This is a genomic window from Marinimicrobium sp. C6131, from assembly GCF_026153455.1.
In the GTDB taxonomy this organism is placed as follows: domain Bacteria; phylum Pseudomonadota; class Gammaproteobacteria; order Pseudomonadales; family Cellvibrionaceae; genus Marinimicrobium.
Map to the genome: position 1 here is coordinate 1532720 of NZ_CP110629.1, position 19634 is coordinate 1552353.

General features: G+C 60.0%; 16 protein-coding genes. 4 read left to right on the plus strand and 12 right to left on the minus strand.

Going from position 1 to position 19634, the window contains the following annotated elements; all coding sequences use genetic code 11:
- Nucleotides 1-370: 370 nt before the first annotated feature.
- The 10 genes from OOT55_RS06545 to OOT55_RS06590 all read right to left on the minus strand — a co-directional run bounded on the left by OOT55_RS06545 (nt 371) and on the right by OOT55_RS06590 (nt 13276).
- On the minus strand, nt 371-1792 hold the full coding sequence (locus tag OOT55_RS06545; protein ID WP_265368318.1) for a GTPase/DUF3482 domain-containing protein: 1422 nt from the start codon (nt 1790-1792) through the stop codon (nt 371-373).
- On the minus strand, nt 1789-2835 hold the full coding sequence (locus tag OOT55_RS06550; RefSeq protein ID WP_265368319.1) for a DUF2868 domain-containing protein: 1047 nt from the start codon (nt 2833-2835) through the stop codon (nt 1789-1791). The genes OOT55_RS06545 and OOT55_RS06550 overlap by 4 nt, the downstream gene beginning before the upstream one ends.
- Before the next feature lie 92 nt (nt 2836-2927).
- Entirely contained in the window at nt 2928-3161 is a 234-nt protein-coding gene (locus tag OOT55_RS06555) for a hypothetical protein (protein WP_265368320.1), read from the minus strand.
- A gap of 88 nt (nt 3162-3249) precedes the next feature.
- Nucleotides 3250-4680 carry a siroheme synthase CysG gene (gene cysG, locus OOT55_RS06560; RefSeq protein ID WP_265368321.1) on the minus strand — a complete coding sequence of 477 codons (1431 nt, stop codon included), beginning with the start codon at nt 4678-4680 and terminating at the stop codon, nt 3250-3252.
- A gap of 316 nt (nt 4681-4996) precedes the next feature.
- The gene (gene serS / locus OOT55_RS06565; RefSeq protein ID WP_265368322.1) at nt 4997-6289 is read right to left on the minus strand and encodes a serine--tRNA ligase; all 1293 of its coding nucleotides are present in this window, start codon (nt 6287-6289) and stop codon (nt 4997-4999) included.
- Nucleotides 6290-6517: 228 nt separating this feature from the next.
- Nucleotides 6518-6892 (minus strand): fluoride efflux transporter CrcB, encoded by a 375-nt coding sequence (crcB, locus tag OOT55_RS06570; protein WP_265368323.1) that lies wholly within the window; start codon nt 6890-6892, stop codon nt 6518-6520.
- Complete coding sequence (locus OOT55_RS06575; protein WP_265368324.1) at nt 6892-8244, minus strand: replication-associated recombination protein A; 1353 nt, start codon at nt 8242-8244, stop codon at nt 6892-6894. Before OOT55_RS06575 ends, crcB begins: the two co-directional genes overlap by 1 nt.
- Nucleotides 8244-8864, minus strand: coding sequence for an outer membrane lipoprotein chaperone LolA (lolA, locus tag OOT55_RS06580; RefSeq protein ID WP_265368325.1), 621 nt, complete (start codon nt 8862-8864; stop codon nt 8244-8246). Before lolA ends, OOT55_RS06575 begins: the two co-directional genes overlap by 1 nt.
- Before the next feature lie 510 nt (nt 8865-9374).
- On the minus strand, nt 9375-10640 hold the full coding sequence (locus OOT55_RS06585; protein WP_265365638.1) for an IS110 family transposase: 1266 nt from the start codon (nt 10638-10640) through the stop codon (nt 9375-9377).
- Nucleotides 10641-10981: 341 nt separating this feature from the next.
- The gene (locus OOT55_RS06590) at nt 10982-13276 is read right to left on the minus strand and encodes a DNA translocase FtsK (protein WP_265368794.1); all 2295 of its coding nucleotides are present in this window, start codon (nt 13274-13276) and stop codon (nt 10982-10984) included.
- Between the two features lie 314 nt (nt 13277-13590).
- On the opposite strand from OOT55_RS06590, the gene trxB reads away from it, so the two are divergent.
- From trxB to infA, 4 genes are all read left to right on the plus strand, one after another.
- Entirely contained in the window at nt 13591-14538 is a 948-nt protein-coding gene (gene trxB, locus OOT55_RS06595) for a thioredoxin-disulfide reductase (RefSeq protein ID WP_265368326.1), read from the plus strand.
- Between the two features lie 53 nt (nt 14539-14591).
- Nucleotides 14592-15314, plus strand: a complete 723-nt coding sequence (aat, locus tag OOT55_RS06600; protein ID WP_265368327.1) for a leucyl/phenylalanyl-tRNA--protein transferase — start codon at nt 14592-14594, stop codon at nt 15312-15314.
- 23 nt (nt 15315-15337) lie between these two features.
- Entirely contained in the window at nt 15338-16048 is a 711-nt protein-coding gene (locus OOT55_RS06605; RefSeq protein ID WP_265368328.1) for an arginyltransferase, read from the plus strand.
- A gap of 383 nt (nt 16049-16431) precedes the next feature.
- Entirely contained in the window at nt 16432-16650 is a 219-nt protein-coding gene (gene infA / locus OOT55_RS06610; protein WP_265368329.1) for a translation initiation factor IF-1, read from the plus strand.
- Between the two features lie 113 nt (nt 16651-16763).
- On the opposite strand, the gene clpA is transcribed toward infA, so the two are convergent.
- Together clpA and clpS are read right to left on the minus strand one after the other, a co-directional pair.
- The gene (clpA, locus tag OOT55_RS06615; RefSeq protein WP_265368330.1) at nt 16764-19037 is read right to left on the minus strand and encodes an ATP-dependent Clp protease ATP-binding subunit ClpA; all 2274 of its coding nucleotides are present in this window, start codon (nt 19035-19037) and stop codon (nt 16764-16766) included.
- A 24-nt stretch (nt 19038-19061) separates the two neighbouring features.
- Nucleotides 19062-19448 carry an ATP-dependent Clp protease adapter ClpS gene (gene clpS, locus OOT55_RS06620; protein WP_265368795.1) on the minus strand — a complete coding sequence of 129 codons (387 nt, stop codon included), beginning with the start codon at nt 19446-19448 and terminating at the stop codon, nt 19062-19064.
- Between the last annotated feature and the right edge of the window lie 186 nt (nt 19449-19634).

Consider the following 19634-nt stretch of genomic DNA (forward strand, 5'->3'; position numbering starts at 1 on the left):
TCATCTCGTCGTCACGACCGGTTCGGGAAGGGGGATACCTTTTCAAGACACGCCGTAAACCCGGCCCCCTTCGCGCTCCCGGCGCTTCGGGACACTTCCCACATCCATGTGGGGCGTCCACGGGGGCTCGACGCGCGGAGTCCCTCCGCTTACGGTCTTGAAAAGGTATCCCCCTTCCCGACCCTCAGTGCCACATACAAATTTTGGTGTGGGTTCTATTTCCCGAAACGTTACGTTGGCACTGCGGAGGCTGGGTAACCCCTTGCGAGACCGTCACCCGCCTGGACGGCGGGTGATGAGCCTACAGGGATGTATTCACGGCGTGTCTCGCAAGGGGTTACCCAGCCGGAGCACTTCATCCGAAGTCCCATCAAACCCAACTGGTTTTTTCTTCCCGCGAAAACGCCTCGTCCAGGGAAACCCGTAACTGATGCTCCACCCAATGGACCAGAGCGTCCTGATGCCTGGCCTGCCAACGCCCCTGCTGAAGTCGTTTTGCCCAACCCAACAGTTGCACCTGCTCCTCTCTTGGCCAGGTACCCGCCTCAGAACGCAACACCACCGCACTGCGCTCCGCATGGGGTTTGAGCCACAATTGGCGGGTAAACGTCAAAGCCCGGGCCATCACCACCAGTGGGAAGTTCGGATGCTTCACCGGCCCCATCACCTGTCGCTGACGCGTTAAAGGCAACCAACCCAAACGCTTACCCGGCAGCTCCCGGCTGGCCAGCCAGCCGCCCATCGAACCGATGACACCACCGGAAATGGCTCCGGTCAACAGTGACGCCCCGCCCAGTCCGGCATCCACCACCAGGCCGGTTGCCACGCCCGCACTGCCGCTGACCCACAGCAGCTCCCGCTGTTTGAGGCCCCATAAATACCAGGTTTCAGTATTCATCAATTGATCGGTGTCCAGTTCCCAATTGCCGTCCCGCGCCAGTTCGCTGGCGCGGTGCCCCCACGCCTCACGCAACTGACGGAAAAAGTCCGTTTCGCGCTCATCCAGGGCGCGACGTAACTGTTCCTCGGCGCGCTGACGGCCAATCGCGCCGGGCACCTGCACCGGCTGGCGCTCCAGCAGTTGCTCGGCCCAGTAGGCGGCCAGGGCATCACTGACGTCGGTCAGGCGCTGCTGATCCCGCGCCGCCAATCCTTGAATCAGGCGTTGTATCGGCGCGGACCAGTCGGGGGTCAATTCCCCCACCGCACGCAGTAGCGCCTGTCGGGCAGGCAGAGTCGCGGTAAGCGGGTTGAATACCCGGACCCACTGAAAAAACTGTCCGAGGGTTCGCTGCCAGGTCCCGGTTTGCGACTGGGGCGCCATGGGGTTGATCACGGCGAGCCTCGGTTGTCCGGTCCAACGCAGAATTTCCATTTCCGCCTCGTCCATCGCGGAAGGCGCCTGGGCGCCATCCACCACATAGAGAATACCCGCCCCGTCCATAATGGGTCTGAGCAGTTCGACCTCATCGGGAAAACGGTCGGCATGGCCCGGCTCCGCCAAAAAAGCCCGCACCCGGTTCGGACGCTCTCCGGGGCTGATCGGCTCACGCTCGAGCCAGGCCAGTACCTGACGGGCTCTCTGAAAGCCCGGCGTGTCCACCAGAGTCAGTAATACACGACCGTTCAGCGAGAATTCAAAGCGATCCGCACGACGGGTAGTGCCGGAAGCCGGGCTGATCCGCACACTGTCGTTCTCGGTCAAGGTAGAGACAATGGAGGATTTGCCCCGATTGGGGTGTCCCACCACACACAAGGTGGGCGCCTGACTTGCAGATCCTGATCGGCTCATTCGGTCACCCACTCCAATTGGTGTTCGCCGGCAAACTGACGCCAACTGGCCAGATGGCGCTCCGACCGCGTCTGGGCGTCGACCATGGCCCGGATACCCTGTCGGGTGGTGCCCGCACTTCTTACCTGTGCGACCAGATCCGCCAGTTCACCCACCGGCGAGCGGTTGGCGGGCACCTGCCAAAGAATGGCTTTCGGCCGGTTGGCCAGCAAGGTGTTGAGCTGAAATTCGTCGTCTGACCAGAGGTTGCTGCCAAGGCTCGGCTGCCCCTGTTGGTGTCGTTCCCAGTTGATCACCAGCGCGTTACTCCAGGCGCTGAGCGACGAAGCATTCACGCGCTCCAGTTTTACCCCATCGCCCTGACTTTCCCCCCGAACAGCGGGCCCTGGTCGCCGGGCTTTCAGTTGGCGCACGCGCAGAAGCCCGACGAGCGCTAGCAGAGCCCGCGGCAAGAGGTTGTAAAACAGCAGGCTGGCCATCAGAAACGGCCACCAGTCGCCCGCCCGTTCGATACTTGAGGCCTGGGGGTCGATACGTACGTAACGGGTTGCGTCCAATAGGGCCGCATCAGGCACGGCGGCGGGCCAGAGCCAGGCCCAGGGCGCGGCCAGCAGTTGCATCAGGCGCAGAGGGCTCTGTTCACCGTTGAGCAGGGTGGAGCTCCAGCCGAACGCCAGGTCGGTGAACAGCAGCAGGGTCCAGAACCCCAGTAACATGCCCAGTCCGAGCAACAACCAGAAACCCTGTAAACCAACCAGCATCTGCCAGCGTTGAGCCCGTCTGGGATACCAGTGAAGGGTTTTTTGGCGCCAGCGGAACAGCCAGGGGCGGTCGCGGCCAAAGGCCGCCGCTCCGGCCGCCACCAGAGTACCCAGCAGGGGCAGTCCGGCCCAGAGCCACCAGAGCCAGAGCACGTTGAGTCGGCCCCCCGGCGCGTAGCTCAATGACGCGGCGGCGATAAGCCAGCCAATGATCACGGCAAGTGGCCAGAGCCAGAAAGGCAATTGCAGGCGGACATCAGCGATGCCGTTGGATTGGGTCATTCCGTCCCCGGGACAATCGATAAGAACAGGGGGAGATTTAACCACATCCTGAGGGGCGCCCGCGAGCGCTGAGGCTCGCGGGACGAGAGAACTTACACTTCAATGTCGATCTTGCGGCGACGGCGACGGTCACCTGAGCGCATATCCACCAACGGCTTGATGTCCCGACGGCGCCGGTCACCACGTCGACGCTCCCGTATGGGTGCCGTGGGAGTGGTGTCCAGCACCTGCTCACTCACCGGCAGGGTTTCATCTTTCGCCCGGGTGGTGTTGATCTTGGTTCGGGCCGAGGGCGGCAAGGTACTGGTTGGACCTATGTAGGTCATGATGACCTCCGATTCAGTTCGGGCCGTCAAAACGACGGCGCTTACCTTTTATATCGGTATTGGACCCGTAATCTTGACCACAAGTTCGCTATTTTGTGACCGGCGCCTCATTACTGTCAATTTCTTGACCCTTCGTCCGGTCGGGCGAAAACCAGCTCAACTGCCGGTGCAGCTTGACCACCTCTCCGACGATCAGCAGTGTCGGCCCGTGCACATTGCTGCGGGCGACCCGCTCAGCCATGTCGTTCAGGGTCCCGATCAGTACCCGTTGATCCTGCGTGGTGCCCTTCTCCACCAGGGCCACCGGAGTCTCCGGCGCCCGGCCATGCTGCATCAGCACCTGGCAGATTTCTTCCAGCCCCACCAGGCTCATATAAAACACCAGCGTCTGCCCCGGCAGTGCCAACTCGGGCCAGGTCAGGTTCGGATTGTCGGTCTTCAGATGCCCGGTGATGAAACGTACCGACTGGGAGTAATCGCGGTGGGTCAGCGGGATACCCGCATAAGCCGCGCAGCCCGAGGCGGCGGTAATGCCCGGCACCACCTGAAAGGGAATCCGGTGCGCCGCCAGCAGATCAATCTCCTCGCCGCCACGGCCGAAGATAAACGGATCGCCGCCCTTCAGGCGCAGCACCCGCTTGCCCTCCTGGGCCAGCTTGAGCAGTAATTCGTTAATATTTTCCTGAGGCATGTGATGATCGCTGCGTCGCTTGCCCACATAGATCCGGTCCGCATCCCGGCGTACCAGCTCCATCACTTCCGGTGACACCAACCGGTCGTAGAGCACCACATCCGCCTGCTGCATCAGGCGCAGTGCTTTCAGGGTCAGTAACTCCGGATCCCCGGGACCACCGCCGACCAGATACACCTCGCCCTGGGTATCGACATAGTCCGGGTTGGCCAGATCCTCGGCAATGGCTTTCTCAGCCTGTTCATCCTGGCCACTGAACACCAGCTCGGCAATCGGCCCCTGCAATACCTTTTCCCAGAACCGGCGCCGGTTTTCCTCACTGAAGGACTGCTTCACCCGCTCCCGCCAACGGCTGGCCAGTTGGGCCAGGCGACCGTAGCTTTTGGGAATCAGGGTTTCCAGCTTGGCCCGTACCATCCGCGCCAGTACCGGCGCCTCGCCACCGCTGGAAATGGCAATCACCAGGGGCGAGCGATCGACAATCGCCGGGGTAATAAAGCTGCAGAGCTTCGGGCTGTCAACCACGTTGGTGGGCAGGTAGCGGGCCTGGGACTCTTCCGAAATGCGAACGTTGAGTTCGTTGTCATCCGTGGCGGAGCACACCAGCACCACGTCATTCAGATCGCTGGATTGGTACTCCCGATAATGCAATTCACCACCGCCCTGCTCGGCCAGGTGTTTGAGCTCATCGGAAATCTCGGGGGCCACAATACACAGTCGGGCACCAGCGTGGGCCAGCAAGCGGCCTTTGCGGGTGGCAATGTCGCCGCCGCCGACCAGAAGGCAGCGGCGGTTTTTCAGATCCAGAAAGACGGGGAAATAATCCATAAATTGACACCACCGGCATCGCGGATGAACAGGCATTGTGAAAACGGTGGATGACGCTTCGCTTATCCACCCTACGACTGATAAATTTACGTTGACCGTGGGTGCTAGTTCCCGGAACGATACGTTGGCACGGTGGAGGTTGGGTATGCTGTTGTGAGACCGTCACCCGCCTGGACGGCGGGTGTCGAGCCTACTGGGACGTATTTACGGCGTGTCTCACAACAGCATACCCAACCGGAGCGCTACCATCGAAGCTCTGGAGAACGACTGTCGGATTACGCGCTTTGCGCTAATCCGACCTACACGACACTCCGGTTTAAACCGGGGTGTTTACGCCCAGGCTTTTCAGCCCACCCATGTAGGGCTGCAAGACTTCCGGGATGGTGATGCTACCATCCTCCTGCTGATAGTTTTCCAGCACCGCCAATAGCGTTCGACCAATCGCCAGCCCGGAACCATTCAGCGTATGCAGCAGCTCCGGCTTGCCGGTTTCCGGGTTGCGATAGCGGGCCTTCATCCGGCGCGCCTGGAAATCCCGGAAGTTACTGCAGGACGAGATTTCCCGGTAGCGCTCCTGAGACGGTACCCACACTTCGATATCATAGGTTTTCGCCGCTGAAAAGCCGATATCGCCGCCGCACAGAATAACGGTGCGGTAGGGCAAACCCAGTTTCTGCAAAATCGCTTCGGCGTGGCCGGTCAGTTTCTCCAGGGTCTCATCGGATTCTTCCGGACGGACAAACTGCACCAGCTCCACCTTTTCAAACTGATGCTGACGAATCAGTCCACGGGTATCCTTCCCGTGGGAGCCGGCTTCACTGCGGAAACAGGGCGTGTGGCTGACAAATTTCATGGGTAGTTGGTCCGCCCCATCAAGCAGCACATTGCGCAGAATATTGGTGACCGGCACTTCCGCCGTGGGAATCAGGTAAAAACACCGCTCATCATCCAGCTTGAACAGGTCTTCCTCAAACTTGGGCAACTGACCGGTGCCGGTCAGCGAATCCGAGTTCACAATAAAGGGCACGTTCACTTCCTCGTAACCGTGCTCCTCGATGTGCGTGTCCAACATGAACTGTGCCAGGGCCCGATGCAGACGGGCAATGCCTGAGCGCAGCAATGCGAAGCGCGCACCGGTCAACTTGCTCGCGGTATCAAAATCCAGCCCGCCCAGGCGCGCGCCCAGATCCACGTGATCGACAATCGGAAAACCGAACTCGCGCGGCGAACCCCAGCGGCGCACCTCGACGTTATCGTCTTCGCTTTCACCTTCGGGCACTTCATCAGCGGGAATATTGGGAATGCCACTCAACAGGTCATCCAACTCCGCCTGAATCTCATCCAGCTCCGCTTCGGCTTTACCCAGGGCCTCTTTCAGCTCACTGACCTGGGCCAGCAGGGGCTCCACATCCTCACCCCGCTGCTTCGCCTGGCCAATCGATTTGGCGCTGGCATTGCGCTCCTTCTGCAGGTTCTCGGTCTTCACCTGCACCTCACGACGGCGCTCCTCCAGCGACGTCAGGCGCGCGACGTCCAACTCATAACCACGCTTCTTCAGCGCCTCGGCCACCGCTTCGGGATTGGTACGAACAAGTTTTGGATCCAGCATAAAAATGTCTTATTCAGTTCAGATGGTTAAAAATTTGATGTTCTAAAATAACTCGCGGTACGGTCTACTCTCTAAGTTCCCGGAACTTGGAGCTTACTGCCAGCGGATACGGGTACTGATACCCGGGACCGTCGGAGGCATGGATGCCGACGCAGAGCCTACAGGGACGTACTTGCCGCGGGTCCCGGGTATCAGTACCCGTATCCGCCCCCAATCAAAACAAAAGCACTAAAAAAACATACGTGCGAAATAAACCGACGCAACAACGGCGAGCAAACAACTCAACAACGTGACCAGCGAATAAACCACCGCCACGGTCGGCGCCCCATTCTGCCAGAGCAACAAGGCATCCAACGAAAACGTCGAGAAAGTCGTCAACGCCCCCAAAAAACCGGTAATCACAAACGGCCGATACTCCGGCGGCAAAACACCTTTATCGACAATCATCACGAAAGCCACGCCCACCAACAGACAACCGAGCACATTGGCCACCAGCGTTCCCAGCGGAAAACGCGTACCCATCACCGGAAACAGCCAGGTCGTCAAACCGAATCGTCCCATCGCCCCGAGGGCGCCGCCCAAAGCCACGGCCAACCACTGCATCAATCGCTCTCCCGGCTGTAACGTCGAATCGGGCTCTTGGCATCCAGTTCACGGAAATAAGCCAACTTTTCCCGAATCCTCTGCTCAAGCCCTCGCTCCACCGGCTCGTAATACACCCGGTCCGCCAATTCGGGCGGCAAATAACACTCACCCGCCGCGTAAGCGCCGGGCTCATGGTGGGCGTAACGGTACTCCGCCCCGTAATCCATGGACTTCATCAACTTGGTGGGGGCATTGCGCAAATGCACCGGCACCTCATAGCCCGGCTGCTCGCGCACCTCGGCCATCACCGTATTGAAGGCATTATACACAGCATTGCTTTTGGGTGCCGAAGCCATATAAACCACGGCCTGGGCGATGGCCAACTCACCCTCCGGACTGCCCAGGCGCTCCTGGGTATCCCAGGCCGCCAGCGCCAGAGGCAGTGCGCGCGGGTCGGCATTGCCGATATCCTCACTGGCAATGCGGACTATGCGCCGGGCGATATAGAGCGGATCGCAACCGCCATCGAGCATGCGGGCAAACCAGTACAGTGCACCGTCCGGGGAGGAACCGCGCACCGATTTATGCAACGCGGAAATCTGCTCATAAAACAGATCCCCGCCTTTATCAAACCGGCGAACATCCGCCGCAAGCACCTCTTCCAGCACCGACCGATCGATCACTTTCTGACCGTCACGTTCCTCCGCCAGATCCGACGCGATCTCCAGCAGGTTCAGCGCCTTACGGGCATCGCCATCGGCGGCCCTGGCGAGCGTATCGAGCCACTCGTCGTCTATTCGAATAGCGTCATTGCCCAACCCTCGCTCGGTATCCTCAAGTGCCTGGCGCAAGACCTGACGAATATGCTCGAACTCCAGCCCGCGCAGCACATACACCCGGCAGCGCGAGAGCAGCGCGTTGTTCAGTTCAAACGACGGGTTCTCGGTGGTGGCACCGATAAAAATCAGGGTGCCGTCCTCCACATAAGGCAGAAACGCATCCTGCTGCGCTTTATTGAAACGGTGCACCTCATCGACAAACAGGATCGTCTTGCGCCCCCGGGCGGCCCGCTCCTGCTCGGCCACCTGCACCGCCGCGCGAATATCCTTCACACCCGCCAGCACGGCGGAAATGGTCTGAAAGCGCGCGTCCGCCTGCTCGGCAAACAGCCGCGCCAGGGTGGTTTTCCCCACACCCGGGGGCCCCCACAGAATCATGGAATGTAAATGACCGCGCTCAATGGCATCGCGCAGCGGCTTGCCGGGCGCGAGTAAATGCTCCTGACCGATGTAGTCCGCCAGGTTGCGCGGCCGCATCCGCGCCGCCAAAGGCTGATAGACCGGCTCGCTTTGAAACAGATCGTTAACCATCAATCCACCAACACATCGACGCCCTCCGGCACCTCAAAGGTAAACCGACTGTCATCGATGGACTCATTGCGTTTCAGATCGGACAGGGTAAACCGGGTGGTCTGATCCAGATTGTCATCCATCCGGATCTCTCTCAACAGATCACCGTCAAACGTCAGCACCAGCGCGGCGAACAGACTGTCATCATCCTTTGGTTCCAGGCGGAACGCATCCCAGCCTTCATCCGTCTGTGCATGGGTAATCTCAAACTGCTCATTCAGCGCCGTCAGCTCATCACTGAGAATCAGCGCCGGCGTATCCTGCAACTCCTCATCGAATTCACGCACCGTCACCTGCATCAGATCCGGGTCGTACAGCCAAATGGACTCGTGATCCGACACCAGACGCTGCTCAAACGGCTCCCGCGTGTGCCAGTCAAACTTGCCCGGGCGAGCCATGGCGAAATCCCCCGAGCTCTCCTCCAGCACCTCGCCGTCCATATCGATCAAGACCTGGGTGAACTCACCCTGCAAGCTGGTCATGGCGTCCAGACGGGAGCGCAGTTCCGCGGTCGGGTCGGCTTGCAGGGGGGTGCTCAGAAGGAGCAGGGTTGAGGTGATCAGAGCGTAGAGTCGATTCATAAATAGTAGCTCGGTTGTTTGGTTGTGTTCTTTGGACCCCAGGGGGTGACTGTAAAGTTCCGGTGGTTGTTTTGTCGGATTACGGCCTTGCGGCCTAATCCGACCTCTCATAACTCAGTCAAGTCCCTTTATTTAATCATTTTACCTGCCTGTTGGGCACACGAGTCTGCTGGCATTGCCTGAGTCGTTGACGCACATGCCGGTGGTACTCGTGTGTTTAGCCTGTGTGCCAGCTCGAAGGCCTCCCGGATGAACGTCCATGGGGTCAACCGAACCTCTCGCATCGGATGTCCGCCTGGCGGCATCAACTCAGTTACCTTGGGTATCGCGTTCCATGGATCATCCCGCGGGCTGCCTCTTGACTACTTAGGAGCCTCAAGACTGGGCTAGAGGTCGGATCGAAGGTCAGCCCGAAGGAAGACTCGTTGCCAGCGTGTTACGGCTGGATTAACTCATTGCTCGCTCCTGTTGCTCGTCTCTGTTCGTCCTCATCGGTCGACTCGGTGGTGCTTATGCCACTTCGGCCCGGGGTGGCTCGGCAAAGAGCTTGGCCGGATCGAACCGCTTGCCTTGAGCCACATGCCACAGCGCCTTGGCCAGCTTGCGCATCAGCGCGATGATCAGTTTGCCCTTGGGGCCTCGGTGTCGGGCCAGCTTGGCGTCATACCAGGCTCTGGCCGGGCCTGATTGACGTATCAGGCGAAGGGCGGCGAAGTACAGGTAGTGGCGCACCACCCCGGGCCCTCGCTTGGTCAGCTTCAGCTGCCCTTTGTGTTTGCCGCTGGAGCGCTCTTTGAGGTTCAGCCCCGCCGCTTTCAGATAGCTGGCCGCACGCGGGTAGTCATTGGCCGAACCCAGGGCACAGTAAAGCACCACCGCGCTGTTATGGCCCAGTGCCTCGGCCATCCAGGCCAGCTCCCGGGTGTGCTCGACGTGCTCGGACAGCGCTCGCTCCAGCTCGCGGGACTGCGCCCGTGTGTCCAGCATCTCCTGGGCCAGGGCCCGGATGAGTTCGTGTTCGGTCTCGACCACCGGCACGCCCAAGGTCGTGGCGGCACTGCGCAGCAGGCCTTCGCGCTTGGACGTCTTAAGCATGTGCCCACCGACTCGGCGCAGCAGTCGGTCCGCCTGCTCCGGCTGTGCCGTCACCCGAACCGGGTCGCCGTACTCGGCCAGCAGGTGCAGCAAGCTGGCGCTCTGCAATGTCAGCCAGCACAGCGCCTCCGGCCAGTGCCGGGCCAACAACGCTTCGAGCCGATTCAGTGCCCGCTGGTGGCGCTCCTGTACCTGCTCCAGCCGATTCAGTAAGGCTCGCAGAGCTCGACGCGCTTCACTCGGCTCGCGCCAGCGCTGACTGATGCCATCCAGGTGCAGCCGGCCGATCAGGTAAGCCGCCTTGGCGTCGTGCAGGCTCGGGACCCCGTCATACACTTCAGCGGCGTCGTGCACCCGCTTGGGGCTGACCCGGTAGATTTCGGCACCCAGAGCTCTCAACTGGTAGCGCAAGGCGTCGCCATAGGTACCGGTCGGCTCCATGACCGCCTCCAGGCGCTGAGCCTTGAGGTTCGCCAGTTCCCGCAGCAGGGCCGGGCTCTGTTGCGGATGCTCCCAGCGGATGGTCTTCAGAACCGTCCGGTCCGGCTTCATCAGCGCCACGTAGAAGTCCTTCTTGGCCACATCAATCGCCAGAATCAACCGCTCGCCCGCCGTCTGCTCACGCAGTTGATCCCAGTTCACCTTCTGGAAATTTTGGGCACGATAGTTATACTTGCGCATAAGGGGACACCTCCAATGCTCTCGGTTCTTCGCACCTTGCTGTTACAGCAAGTTACCGAGTTATGAGGGTCCCCTTTCTTTTTTCTACCTTATAACTGACTACGGGGGCGGACGGAGTACATTCGCTTTTGGTTACGGCGGATGCGGTTTATACCGCTGCGCTCGGCTCCGCCCTACGCGACCTCCGGTGGACGCTGACACTGAGGCGAGAGAGGGGAATACCCCTCGGAGACTCTCGGAGGCATGGATGCCGACGAGAAGCCCCCAAGGATGGGTTTACGGCGGGTCTCCGAGGGGTATTCCCCTCTCTCGCCGGTCTCTCTCGAAACCACCATACGAAATCAGTTTTTAGGGACCAGGACCTCGCGGTTGCCGTTATGGCCGGCTTCGGAGACGACGCCGGCGGCTTCCATGGTATCGATCAGACGGGCCGCGCGGTTGTAGCCGATACGCAATTTGCGCTGTACCCCCGAAATCGACGCCTTGCGCGAATCAATCACAAACGCCACCGCCTCATCGTAAAGGGCATCCCCCTCACCGGCATCACCGCCCTCTTCCCCTCCGGGCATACCCGGGACCGGAATCGAACTGGTCGTACTCTCATCCGTCACCCCATCAATATAATTCGGCTCACCGCGCTTCTTCCAATCCGCCACCACCTTGTGCACCTCATGATCATCCACAAAAGCGCCGTGGACCCGCACCGGATTGCTCGTGCCCGGAGGCAGATACAACATATCCCCGTGACCCAGCAACTGCTCCGCCCCACCCTGGTCCAGAATCGTGCGTGAATCAATCTTCGAGGACACCTGAAACGCAATCCGCGTCGGCACGTTCGCCTTGATCAGGCCGGTGATCACATCCACCGACGGGCGCTGGGTCGCCAGAATCAGATGAATACCCGCCGCCCGGGCCTTCTGGGCAATACGGGCAATCAACTGCTCCACCTTCTTGCCGACGATCATCATCATATCGGCAAACTCATCGATCACCACCACAATCGCCGGCAAATGCTCAAGATCCGGTGCCGTGGCCTCCTCCGCACCCGGCTCGTAGTTCTCTTCCGGTTTGAACAGCGGGTCTTTCAGCGGCTCCCCGGCCTTGCGGGCCTCATCCACCTTGCGGTTATAGCCGGCCAGGTTGCGAACCCCCAGGGCGGCCATCAGCTTGTAGCGCCGCTCCATTTCCCCGACGCACCAGCGCAGGCCGTTGGCGGCGTCCTTCATATCGGTAATGACCGGGGTCAGCAGGTGGGGAATGCCCTCATAGACCGACAGCTCCAACATCTTCGGGTCCACCAGCATCAGTCGCACCTCCTCCGGAGAGGACTTGTAGAGCAGACTGAGCAGCATCACGTTCACGCCCACCGATTTACCCGAGCCGGTGGTACCCGCCACCAGCAGGTGGGGCATTTTGGCCAGATCCGCCACGATGGGTTCGCCGGAGATATCGTGACCCAGGGCCATCGTGAGCACGGATTTGGCCTTGGCATACACATCCGAGGCCAACACTTCACTCAGACGCACAATCTCCCGGTGCTCGTTGGGAATCTCAATCCCCACCACCGACTTGCCGGGAATCACCTCGACCACCCGCACACTGATCACCGCCAGAGAGCGGGCCAGGTCTTTGGCCAGATTGGTAATCCGGCTGGCCTTGACCCCGGGGGCGGGCTGAATCTCAAACCGGGTCACCACAGGCCCGGGCTGCACCGAGACCACCTCGACCTCGATCCCGAAGTCCTTGAGCTTCAGCTCCAGAAGACGGGACATGGCTTCCAGGGACTCTTTGGAATAGGACTTGTCGCTGTGTTCATCGGCCGGATCCAGCAGATCAATGGACGGCAGATCTCCCTCGGGGGGTGAACTGTCCTTGGTATCGAACAGCGACGCCTGCCGGGCCGGCTTGGGCTGGGGTTTGGGCGGGGCCTTTTTGACCGGTTCGCTGATCGTGGGTGGCACCCGCTTGGCGGTTTTCTCAACCTGCTTGGCCACCGCTTCCCGACGCGTGCGCTGGGCCTCCTTCGCGGCCTTGCGCTCGGCGCGCCGATGCTGCCAGTGCTGGAAGCCGGAGCGGATCCTGTCAAACAGCACCAGCGTCAGGCGCCCGATCTCATCCATCAACGCCAACCAGGACAGATCCGTGAATATGGTGATACCGAACAGGAAAATCGCCAACAGAATCAGCGTACCCCCCGTGTAGCTGAACGCGCCTTCAATAGCCTCAGCCACCGAGGCGCCCATCAGACCGCCATTGGAGAACGGCAGGCTGGCCCCGTCCGGATAGTGCATACTGGCAATACCGGTACCCGCCACCATCACCAGAATCAGACCGACCACCCGCAGCGAGATCAACAACCAGTCAAATCCGGGCTGTCGCTCGCGATCGCGAAAGACCTGCCAGGCCCGATAGGCCAACAGGACCGGGAACAGATAGGCCAGATAGCCAAACAGGGACAGGAACACATCGGCCAGCCAGGCCCCGGCCGGGCCGCCGGCATTTCGAATGCGGCTGTTCTCTCCGGTGTGGGACCAGCCCGGGTCACCCGGGTCATAGCTCACCAGGGCCAGCATCAGATAAACGCTGATGGCCGCCAGCCCAATCAGTGCGCCCTCTTTGACGATGCGCACAACCACGCTGTCGGCGGGCGCGGTGTCGGTACTGGCGGTGGAGGATTGAGAACGCTTCAAACGGAGTTATCCTGTCGGGTTGATGAGTGTCGGCGCTATTCTATCGGGCTGAAGCGGGTTTGCAAAAGCGACCGGTTCATAGCGTGGAAGGAACAGACGCCGACCTTCATAGCTCAGAACGATAAAAGTAAGAGATTACCATTAAAGAAAGCAATACCTGGCATTGGTTCATACTATTTTGCGCCCCGAGAGCGATTCACTTATGATGAGCGCCTTCAATTCCTCCCCTCACACTCAATTGACGTAAAGGACAGCAAATCATGAGCGAAGCACAGCATCATCGCCTGATTATCCTCGGTTCGGGTCCCGCCGGTTACACAGCGGCCATCTACGCGGCCCGTGCCAACCTGAAGCCGGTGCTGATTACCGGCATGCAGCAGGGTGGCCAGTTGACCACCACCACGGATGTGGAGAACTGGCCGGGCGGTGTCTCTGACCTGCAGGGGCCGGACCTGATGGTGCAGATGCAGCAACACGCTGAGCGCTTTGACACGCAGATCATTTTTGACCACATCCATGAGACGGACCTGAGCGAACGCCCTTACAGGCTGACGGGCAATGAAACCTATACCTGTGATGCACTGATTATCGCCACCGGGGCATCCGCCCAGTATATCGGCCTGCCCTCGGAAGAGGCCTTTATGGGCAAAGGCGTCAGCGCCTGCGCGACCTGCGACGGCTTTTTTTACCGCGACCAGAAAGTGGCCGTGGTGGGCGGTGGCAACACTGCGGTTGAAGAGGCACTGTACCTGTCCAATATCGCCAGTGAAGTCACCCTGATTCACCGTCGTGACAAATTGCGTGCCGAGAAGATCCTGCAGGACAAACTGTTCGCCAAAGCCGAGAACGGCAACATCAGGATCATCTGGGATCATACCCTGGATGAAGTGCTGGGCGATGACAACGGCGTCACCGGCGCCCGCCTGCGCAGCATGCTCAATGAAAGCACCCAGGAAATCGATGTCCAGGGCGTGTTCATCGCCATCGGCCACAAGCCCAACACCGATATCTTCGCCGGCCAGTTGGACATGAAAGACGGCTACATCAAGATCAAGAGCGGCTTGAACGGCAATGCCACGGCCACCAGCGTACCCGGTGTGTTTGCCGCGGGCGATGTGTCGGACCACGTGTATCGCCAGGCCATTACCTCTGCCGGCGCCGGCTGTATGGCGGCACTGGACGCTGAAAAATACCTGGACGACCTGTAAAACAGGCCCCGGAAACGTCTCGCCGGCCCACCCGGGCCGGCCTGAGAACACCTATGATTACCCTTCCCTGGCTTGAACCCGACACCCTGGACTTTCCGCCCACGTCCGAAGCCCTCGACGAGCCCAATGGGCTGCTCGCCGGTGGCGGCGATCTGCGCCCGGAACGCCTGATACACGCCTACCGTCAGGGTATTTTCCCCTGGTACGAAGCGGGCCAACCAATCCTGTGGTGGACCCCGGACCCGCGTGCGGTCCTGTTTCCGGACCGACTGCACATCTCCCGATCCCTGCGCAAGACGCTAAAACGAGGCGTCTACAAGGTTACCGCCGACCAGGCTTTTGAAGCCGTGATGCGCGCCTGCGCCGCCCCCCGCGATGGAGCCTCCGGCACCTGGATCACCGATGACATGCTGGCGGCCTACACACGCCTTCACCATCAGGGCGTAGCGCATTCCGTGGAAGTCTGGCGGGAAGACCGGCTGGTGGGCGGGCTTTACGGACTCGCTCTGGGCCGTGTCTTTTTTGGCGAATCCATGTTCAGCCGGGCGGATAACGCCTCCAAGGTTGGCTTTGTCCACCTGGTCGCCCAACTCAAGGCGTGGCATTTTGAGCTCATCGACTGCCAGGTGGGCAGCGCCCATCTGTTCAGCCTTGGGGCGGAGGAAATTTCCCGTGAAGTGTTCGAAAAAATCCTGCTAGACTATGCGTATCTGCCCTCGATCAGCGGTCCCTGGCAACTGAACCAGCCCGTGCTGCGGACCGACGCCCAGAGATAGACTTCCCGACGGGAGGAGAGGCCATGACCGACCTGTCGAACCTCAAGCTTTTCGCAACCCAGCCGCACCCTTGCAGTTATCTGGAGGGAGAAGAAGCCACTACCCTGTTTATCGACCCCAATGCGCCGGTGGACCAGGACCTGTACAGTCAGTTGTCCCAGATTGGTTTCCGACGCAGCGGCGCTCACCTGTACCGGCCGCACTGCGCCCAGTGCAGTGCCTGTGTGTCCTGTCGTATTCCGGTCGAACACTTCCGGCCCAACCGCAAACAACGCCGCTGCTGGCGGCGCAATGAAGACCTGTCGCTGGCCATGGTGGAGCAGATTGACGCCGATGAGCACTACGCGCTGTATGCCCACTACATCAACACCCGCCACCGCGACGGCGACATGTACCCGCCCTCGCGGGCCCAGTACGAGGCGTTTTTAAGCCGGGCCTGGGGGGTGACCCAGTACCTCGAGGTGCGCGATGGCGAGGGCCGACTGCTGGCCGTTGCGGTGTGCGACCGACTGGATGACGGGCTGTCGGCGGTGTACACCTTTTTCGACAGCCGGGAGGACCGCCGCAGCCTGGGGGTTTTTGGCATTCTGGCCCAGGTGGAGCAGGCCAAAGCCCTGGGCTTGCGGTATGTGTATCTGGGGTATTGGATCAAGCAGTGTCGGAAGATGGATTACAAGACTCAGTACAGATCCTTGGAGATGCTGGTCAATCGGCGCTGGGTGCGGGTTAACTGACCAACCCTCTTACCCAGTAGATAGGCGTGACGTCCGGTCCGCTGTGCGGTGCCCTGTTCCCGGATCGTGGAGCGGGGGACCCGCGATTCGAGCCCACGTGGACGACCCACATGGATGTGGGAAGTGTCCGTAAGCGCCGGGAGCGCGTAGGACCGTATTTACGGCGTGTCCGGGAACAGGGCACCGTGCAGCGGACCGGACGTTCTGCGACTCCAAAGCTCAATAAACCACCTTTTATCCCACCAGCACTTGGCCTTTCGGCTCATTTCAGGCACAATTCACGCCTATTTTTGGCCCTGCGGGGCAATCATTCAGACTTACCCTGTGCACGATGTCTGAAGTTCGACGACAATGCACTCACAGAAAGCTGAGGAAACGGCCGAATGGCGAAAGAAGACAATATTGAATTTGAAGGCGAAGTGATCGACACCCTGCCCAATACCACTTTCCGGGTAAAGCTGGAAAACGGGCACGTGGTGACCGCGCACATCTCCGGCAAGATGCGGAAAAACTACATCCGCATCCTCACCGGCGACAAGGTCAAGGTCGAAATGACTCCCTACGACCTCACCAAAGGTCGCATTACCTACCGCTCCCGCTAAGCACCCCTTCGGCGCCCTGCCCGCCCGGCGCCGAACAGCCTGGTTACCGACAAAAAACCCGCGCCTCCTGACGGTGGCGCGGGTTTCGTTGTGACTACTGGAAAGTGAGTCGGTCAGGCCTTGCCATCCACCTTGATCGCCAGCTCGTCCTTGTCCGGATTCACACTCACATACACGGAACCGCCGTTTTCGGCCAGCTCGCCGAAGAGTACAGCCTCCGCCAGGGGCTTCTTGACCTTCTCCTGGATCAGCCGCGCCATCGGGCGGGCCCCCATTTTTTCATCATAACCGTGCTCGGCCAGCCACTGCCGGGCCTCGTCCGTGACGTCCAGAGTGACCTTCTTGTCGTCCAACTGGGACTGCAGTTCCACCAGGAACTTGTCCACCACGGTCTTGATGACGTCCATACTCAGGGCGCCAAACTGCACGACGGCATCCAGCCGGTTGCGGAACTCGGGGGTAAAGGACTTCTTGATCGCCTCTTTGCCATCGGTGGTATGGTCCTGATGGGTAAAACCGATGGACGGCCGGCTCATGTCCTCAGCGCCCGCATTCGTGGTCATCACCAGAATGACGTTGCGGAAGTCCGCCTTGCGGCCGTTGTTATCGGTCAGGGTCCCGTGGTCCATAACCTGCAACAGCAGGTTGAACACCTCGGGGTGCGCCTTTTCGATCTCATCGAGCAACACCACACTGTGGGGATGCTTGGTCACCGCGTCAGTCAGCAGACCGCCCTGGTCAAAACCGACATAGCCCGGAGGTGCACCGATCAGGCGAGAGACCGTGTGCCGTTCCATGTACTCGGACATATCGAAACGGATCAGCTCCACACCCAGACACTTGGCCAACTGCCGGGTCACTTCGGTTTTACCGACACCGGTGGGACCGGCGAACAGGAAGGAACCGATGGGCTTCTCGGCGGAGCCCAGACCGGCCCGTGACAGCTTGATCGCGGTCGACAGGGTATCAATGGCCTCGTCCTGCCCGAAAACGGTCATCTTCAGGTTGTCATCCAGCTTGCGCAACTGCTCTTTGTCCGAAGAAGAGACGCTCTTCGGGGGAATCCGCGCAATTTTGGCGACCACGGCTTCAATGTCGGAGACACCGACCGTTTTCTTGCGCTTGCTCGGCGGCTGCAACTGCTGGTAGGCGCCCGCTTCGTCAATGACGTCAATCGCCTTATCCGGCAGAAAGCGTTCGTTGATATAACGCTCGGACAGCTCCGCCGCCGTGCGCAGCGCCGGATCGGTGTAGCGAAGCCCATGATGCTTCTCAAAGCGGCTCTTGAGCCCCTTGAGAATCTGGTAGGTCTCGTCCACCGTGGGTTCTTTGACGTCCACCTTCTGAAAGCGCCGGGACAGGGCCCGGTCCTTCTCAAATACGCCACGATACTCCTGATAGGTGGTAGAACCCATGCAGCGCAATTCGCCGGAGGACAGCAGAGGTTTGAGCAGGTTGGAGGCGTCCATGACACCGCCGGAAGCCGCCCCCGCACCGATAATGGTATGAATTTCGTCGATGAACAGAATCGCGTTCTTCTGTTTTTTCAGTTCACCCAGCAACCCTTTGAAGCGTTTCTCAAAGTCACCGCGGTATTTGGTGCCCGCCAGCAAGGCCCCCATATCCAGGGAATAGACCACACTGTCCGCCAGTGCCTCGGGGACACTGCCGTCTACCACGCGCTTCGCCAGCCCTTCGGCGATGGCGGTTTTACCCACCCCGGATTCGCCCACCAGCAGGGGATTGTTCTTGCGCCGGCGCGAGAGGATCTGGCTGACCCGCTCCACCTCATACTCGCGCCCGACCAGGGGGTCAATTCGACCCTGCATGGCCTGCTCATTGAGGTTGGCCGCGAAACTCTCCAGTGGGCTCTGACTGGGCGATTCGCCATCGATGGCGTCATCGTCGTGCTGCTCCTGAGCCGAGTCATTGCCGTGATCGGACTGGCCGGCCACCTTGTGGATACCGTGAGTGATGTAGTTGACCACATCAATACGGGCAATACTCTGCTGCTTCAGGTAGTAAACCGCCTGACTTTCCTGTTCACTGAAGATGGCCACCAGCACGTTGGCCCCGGTCACCTCCTGTTTTCCCGATGACTGGACGTGGAACACCGCCCGCTGCAGCACCCGCTGGAAGCCCAGTGTCGGCTGGGTCTCCCGCTCGGTATCGTCCTCCGGGATCAGCGGCGTGGTGGAATCAACAAACTCAATCAACTCCTTGCGCAACTGGCCCAGGTCCGCACCGCAGGCACGCAGGACATTCGCCGCCGATTCATTGTCGATCAACGCCAGCAACAGGTGCTCAACGGTCATGAATTCATGCCGCTTTGAGCGCGCCCCCTTGAACGCCAGGTTCAGGGTAATTTCGAGATCTTTACTTAGCATCGCTGATAACCTCTAACAACAGAGTCACCGGTCGTCGTCTTCCACTGCTTCGATTTCACACAACAGCGGATGTTCATTGTCCTTGGCAAATTGATTGACCTGGGCCGCTTTGGTCTCGGCAATATCCCGAGTATAGACACCGCACACGGCTTTACCTTGGGTATGTACTTTGATCATGACCTGGGTCGCCTTCTCCCGGTTCATGGAAAAAAAGATTTCCAGCGTCTCCACCACAAAATCCATTGGGGTGTAGTCATCATTGAACATGACCACCTTGTACATAGGCGGACGGCGCAGTTTGGGCTTGTCCTCCTGCACCGCCACATTGCCTTCTCCCTCCGCCGCATCCGGTTCCCTGGCCAGAGTCGGCTCTTTACTTAAGGTTAGATGATAGATCGCCATTTTTCCCATCAGTACCGAAAAAGGTTGCGTAAAAATGTGTAATCCGGCCGGAATATACGACCGGGGTATACGTAGCATTGTACCGGAACGATGCCCCGGTCACCTACCTCTGCCAGGCCGTGTACTTGACATCAGGGAGAAACTTCGCTAAAACGACTGACGTTGGTCAAAAAAGCAACAAAGTGATGGGCTAGC

What these genes read in the sequence shown, in the direction of transcription:
- trxB (WP_265368326.1), top strand. Translation starts at nt 13,591, where the DNA reads ATGAGCGAAGCACAGCATCATCGCCTGATTATCCTCGGTTCGGGTCCC.
- clpS (WP_265368795.1), bottom strand. Translation starts at nt 19,448, where the DNA reads ATGGGAAAAATGGCGATCTATCATCTAACCTTAAGTAAAGAGCCGACT.
- crcB (WP_265368323.1), bottom strand. Translation starts at nt 6,892, where the DNA reads ATGCAGTGGTTGGCCGTGGCTTTGGGCGGCGCCCTCGGGGCGATGGGA.
- OOT55_RS06605 (WP_265368328.1), top strand. Translation starts at nt 15,338, where the DNA reads ATGACCGACCTGTCGAACCTCAAGCTTTTCGCAACCCAGCCGCACCCT.
- OOT55_RS06545 (WP_265368318.1), bottom strand. Translation starts at nt 1,792, where the DNA reads ATGAGCCGATCAGGATCTGCAAGTCAGGCGCCCACCTTGTGTGTGGTG.
- cysG (WP_265368321.1), bottom strand. Translation starts at nt 4,680, where the DNA reads ATGGATTATTTCCCCGTCTTTCTGGATCTGAAAAACCGCCGCTGCCTT.
- serS (WP_265368322.1), bottom strand. Translation starts at nt 6,289, where the DNA reads ATGCTGGATCCAAAACTTGTTCGTACCAATCCCGAAGCGGTGGCCGAG.
- OOT55_RS06555 (WP_265368320.1), bottom strand. Translation starts at nt 3,161, where the DNA reads ATGACCTACATAGGTCCAACCAGTACCTTGCCGCCCTCGGCCCGAACC.
- OOT55_RS06575 (WP_265368324.1), bottom strand. Translation starts at nt 8,244, where the DNA reads ATGGTTAACGATCTGTTTCAAAGCGAGCCGGTCTATCAGCCTTTGGCG.
- OOT55_RS06585 (WP_265365638.1), bottom strand. Translation starts at nt 10,640, where the DNA reads ATGCGCAAGTATAACTATCGTGCCCAAAATTTCCAGAAGGTGAACTGG.
- infA (WP_265368329.1), top strand. Translation starts at nt 16,432, where the DNA reads ATGGCGAAAGAAGACAATATTGAATTTGAAGGCGAAGTGATCGACACC.
- OOT55_RS06550 (WP_265368319.1), bottom strand. Translation starts at nt 2,835, where the DNA reads ATGACCCAATCCAACGGCATCGCTGATGTCCGCCTGCAATTGCCTTTC.
- lolA (WP_265368325.1), bottom strand. Translation starts at nt 8,864, where the DNA reads ATGAATCGACTCTACGCTCTGATCACCTCAACCCTGCTCCTTCTGAGC.
- clpA (WP_265368330.1), bottom strand. Translation starts at nt 19,037, where the DNA reads ATGCTAAGTAAAGATCTCGAAATTACCCTGAACCTGGCGTTCAAGGGG.
- aat (WP_265368327.1), top strand. Translation starts at nt 14,592, where the DNA reads ATGATTACCCTTCCCTGGCTTGAACCCGACACCCTGGACTTTCCGCCC.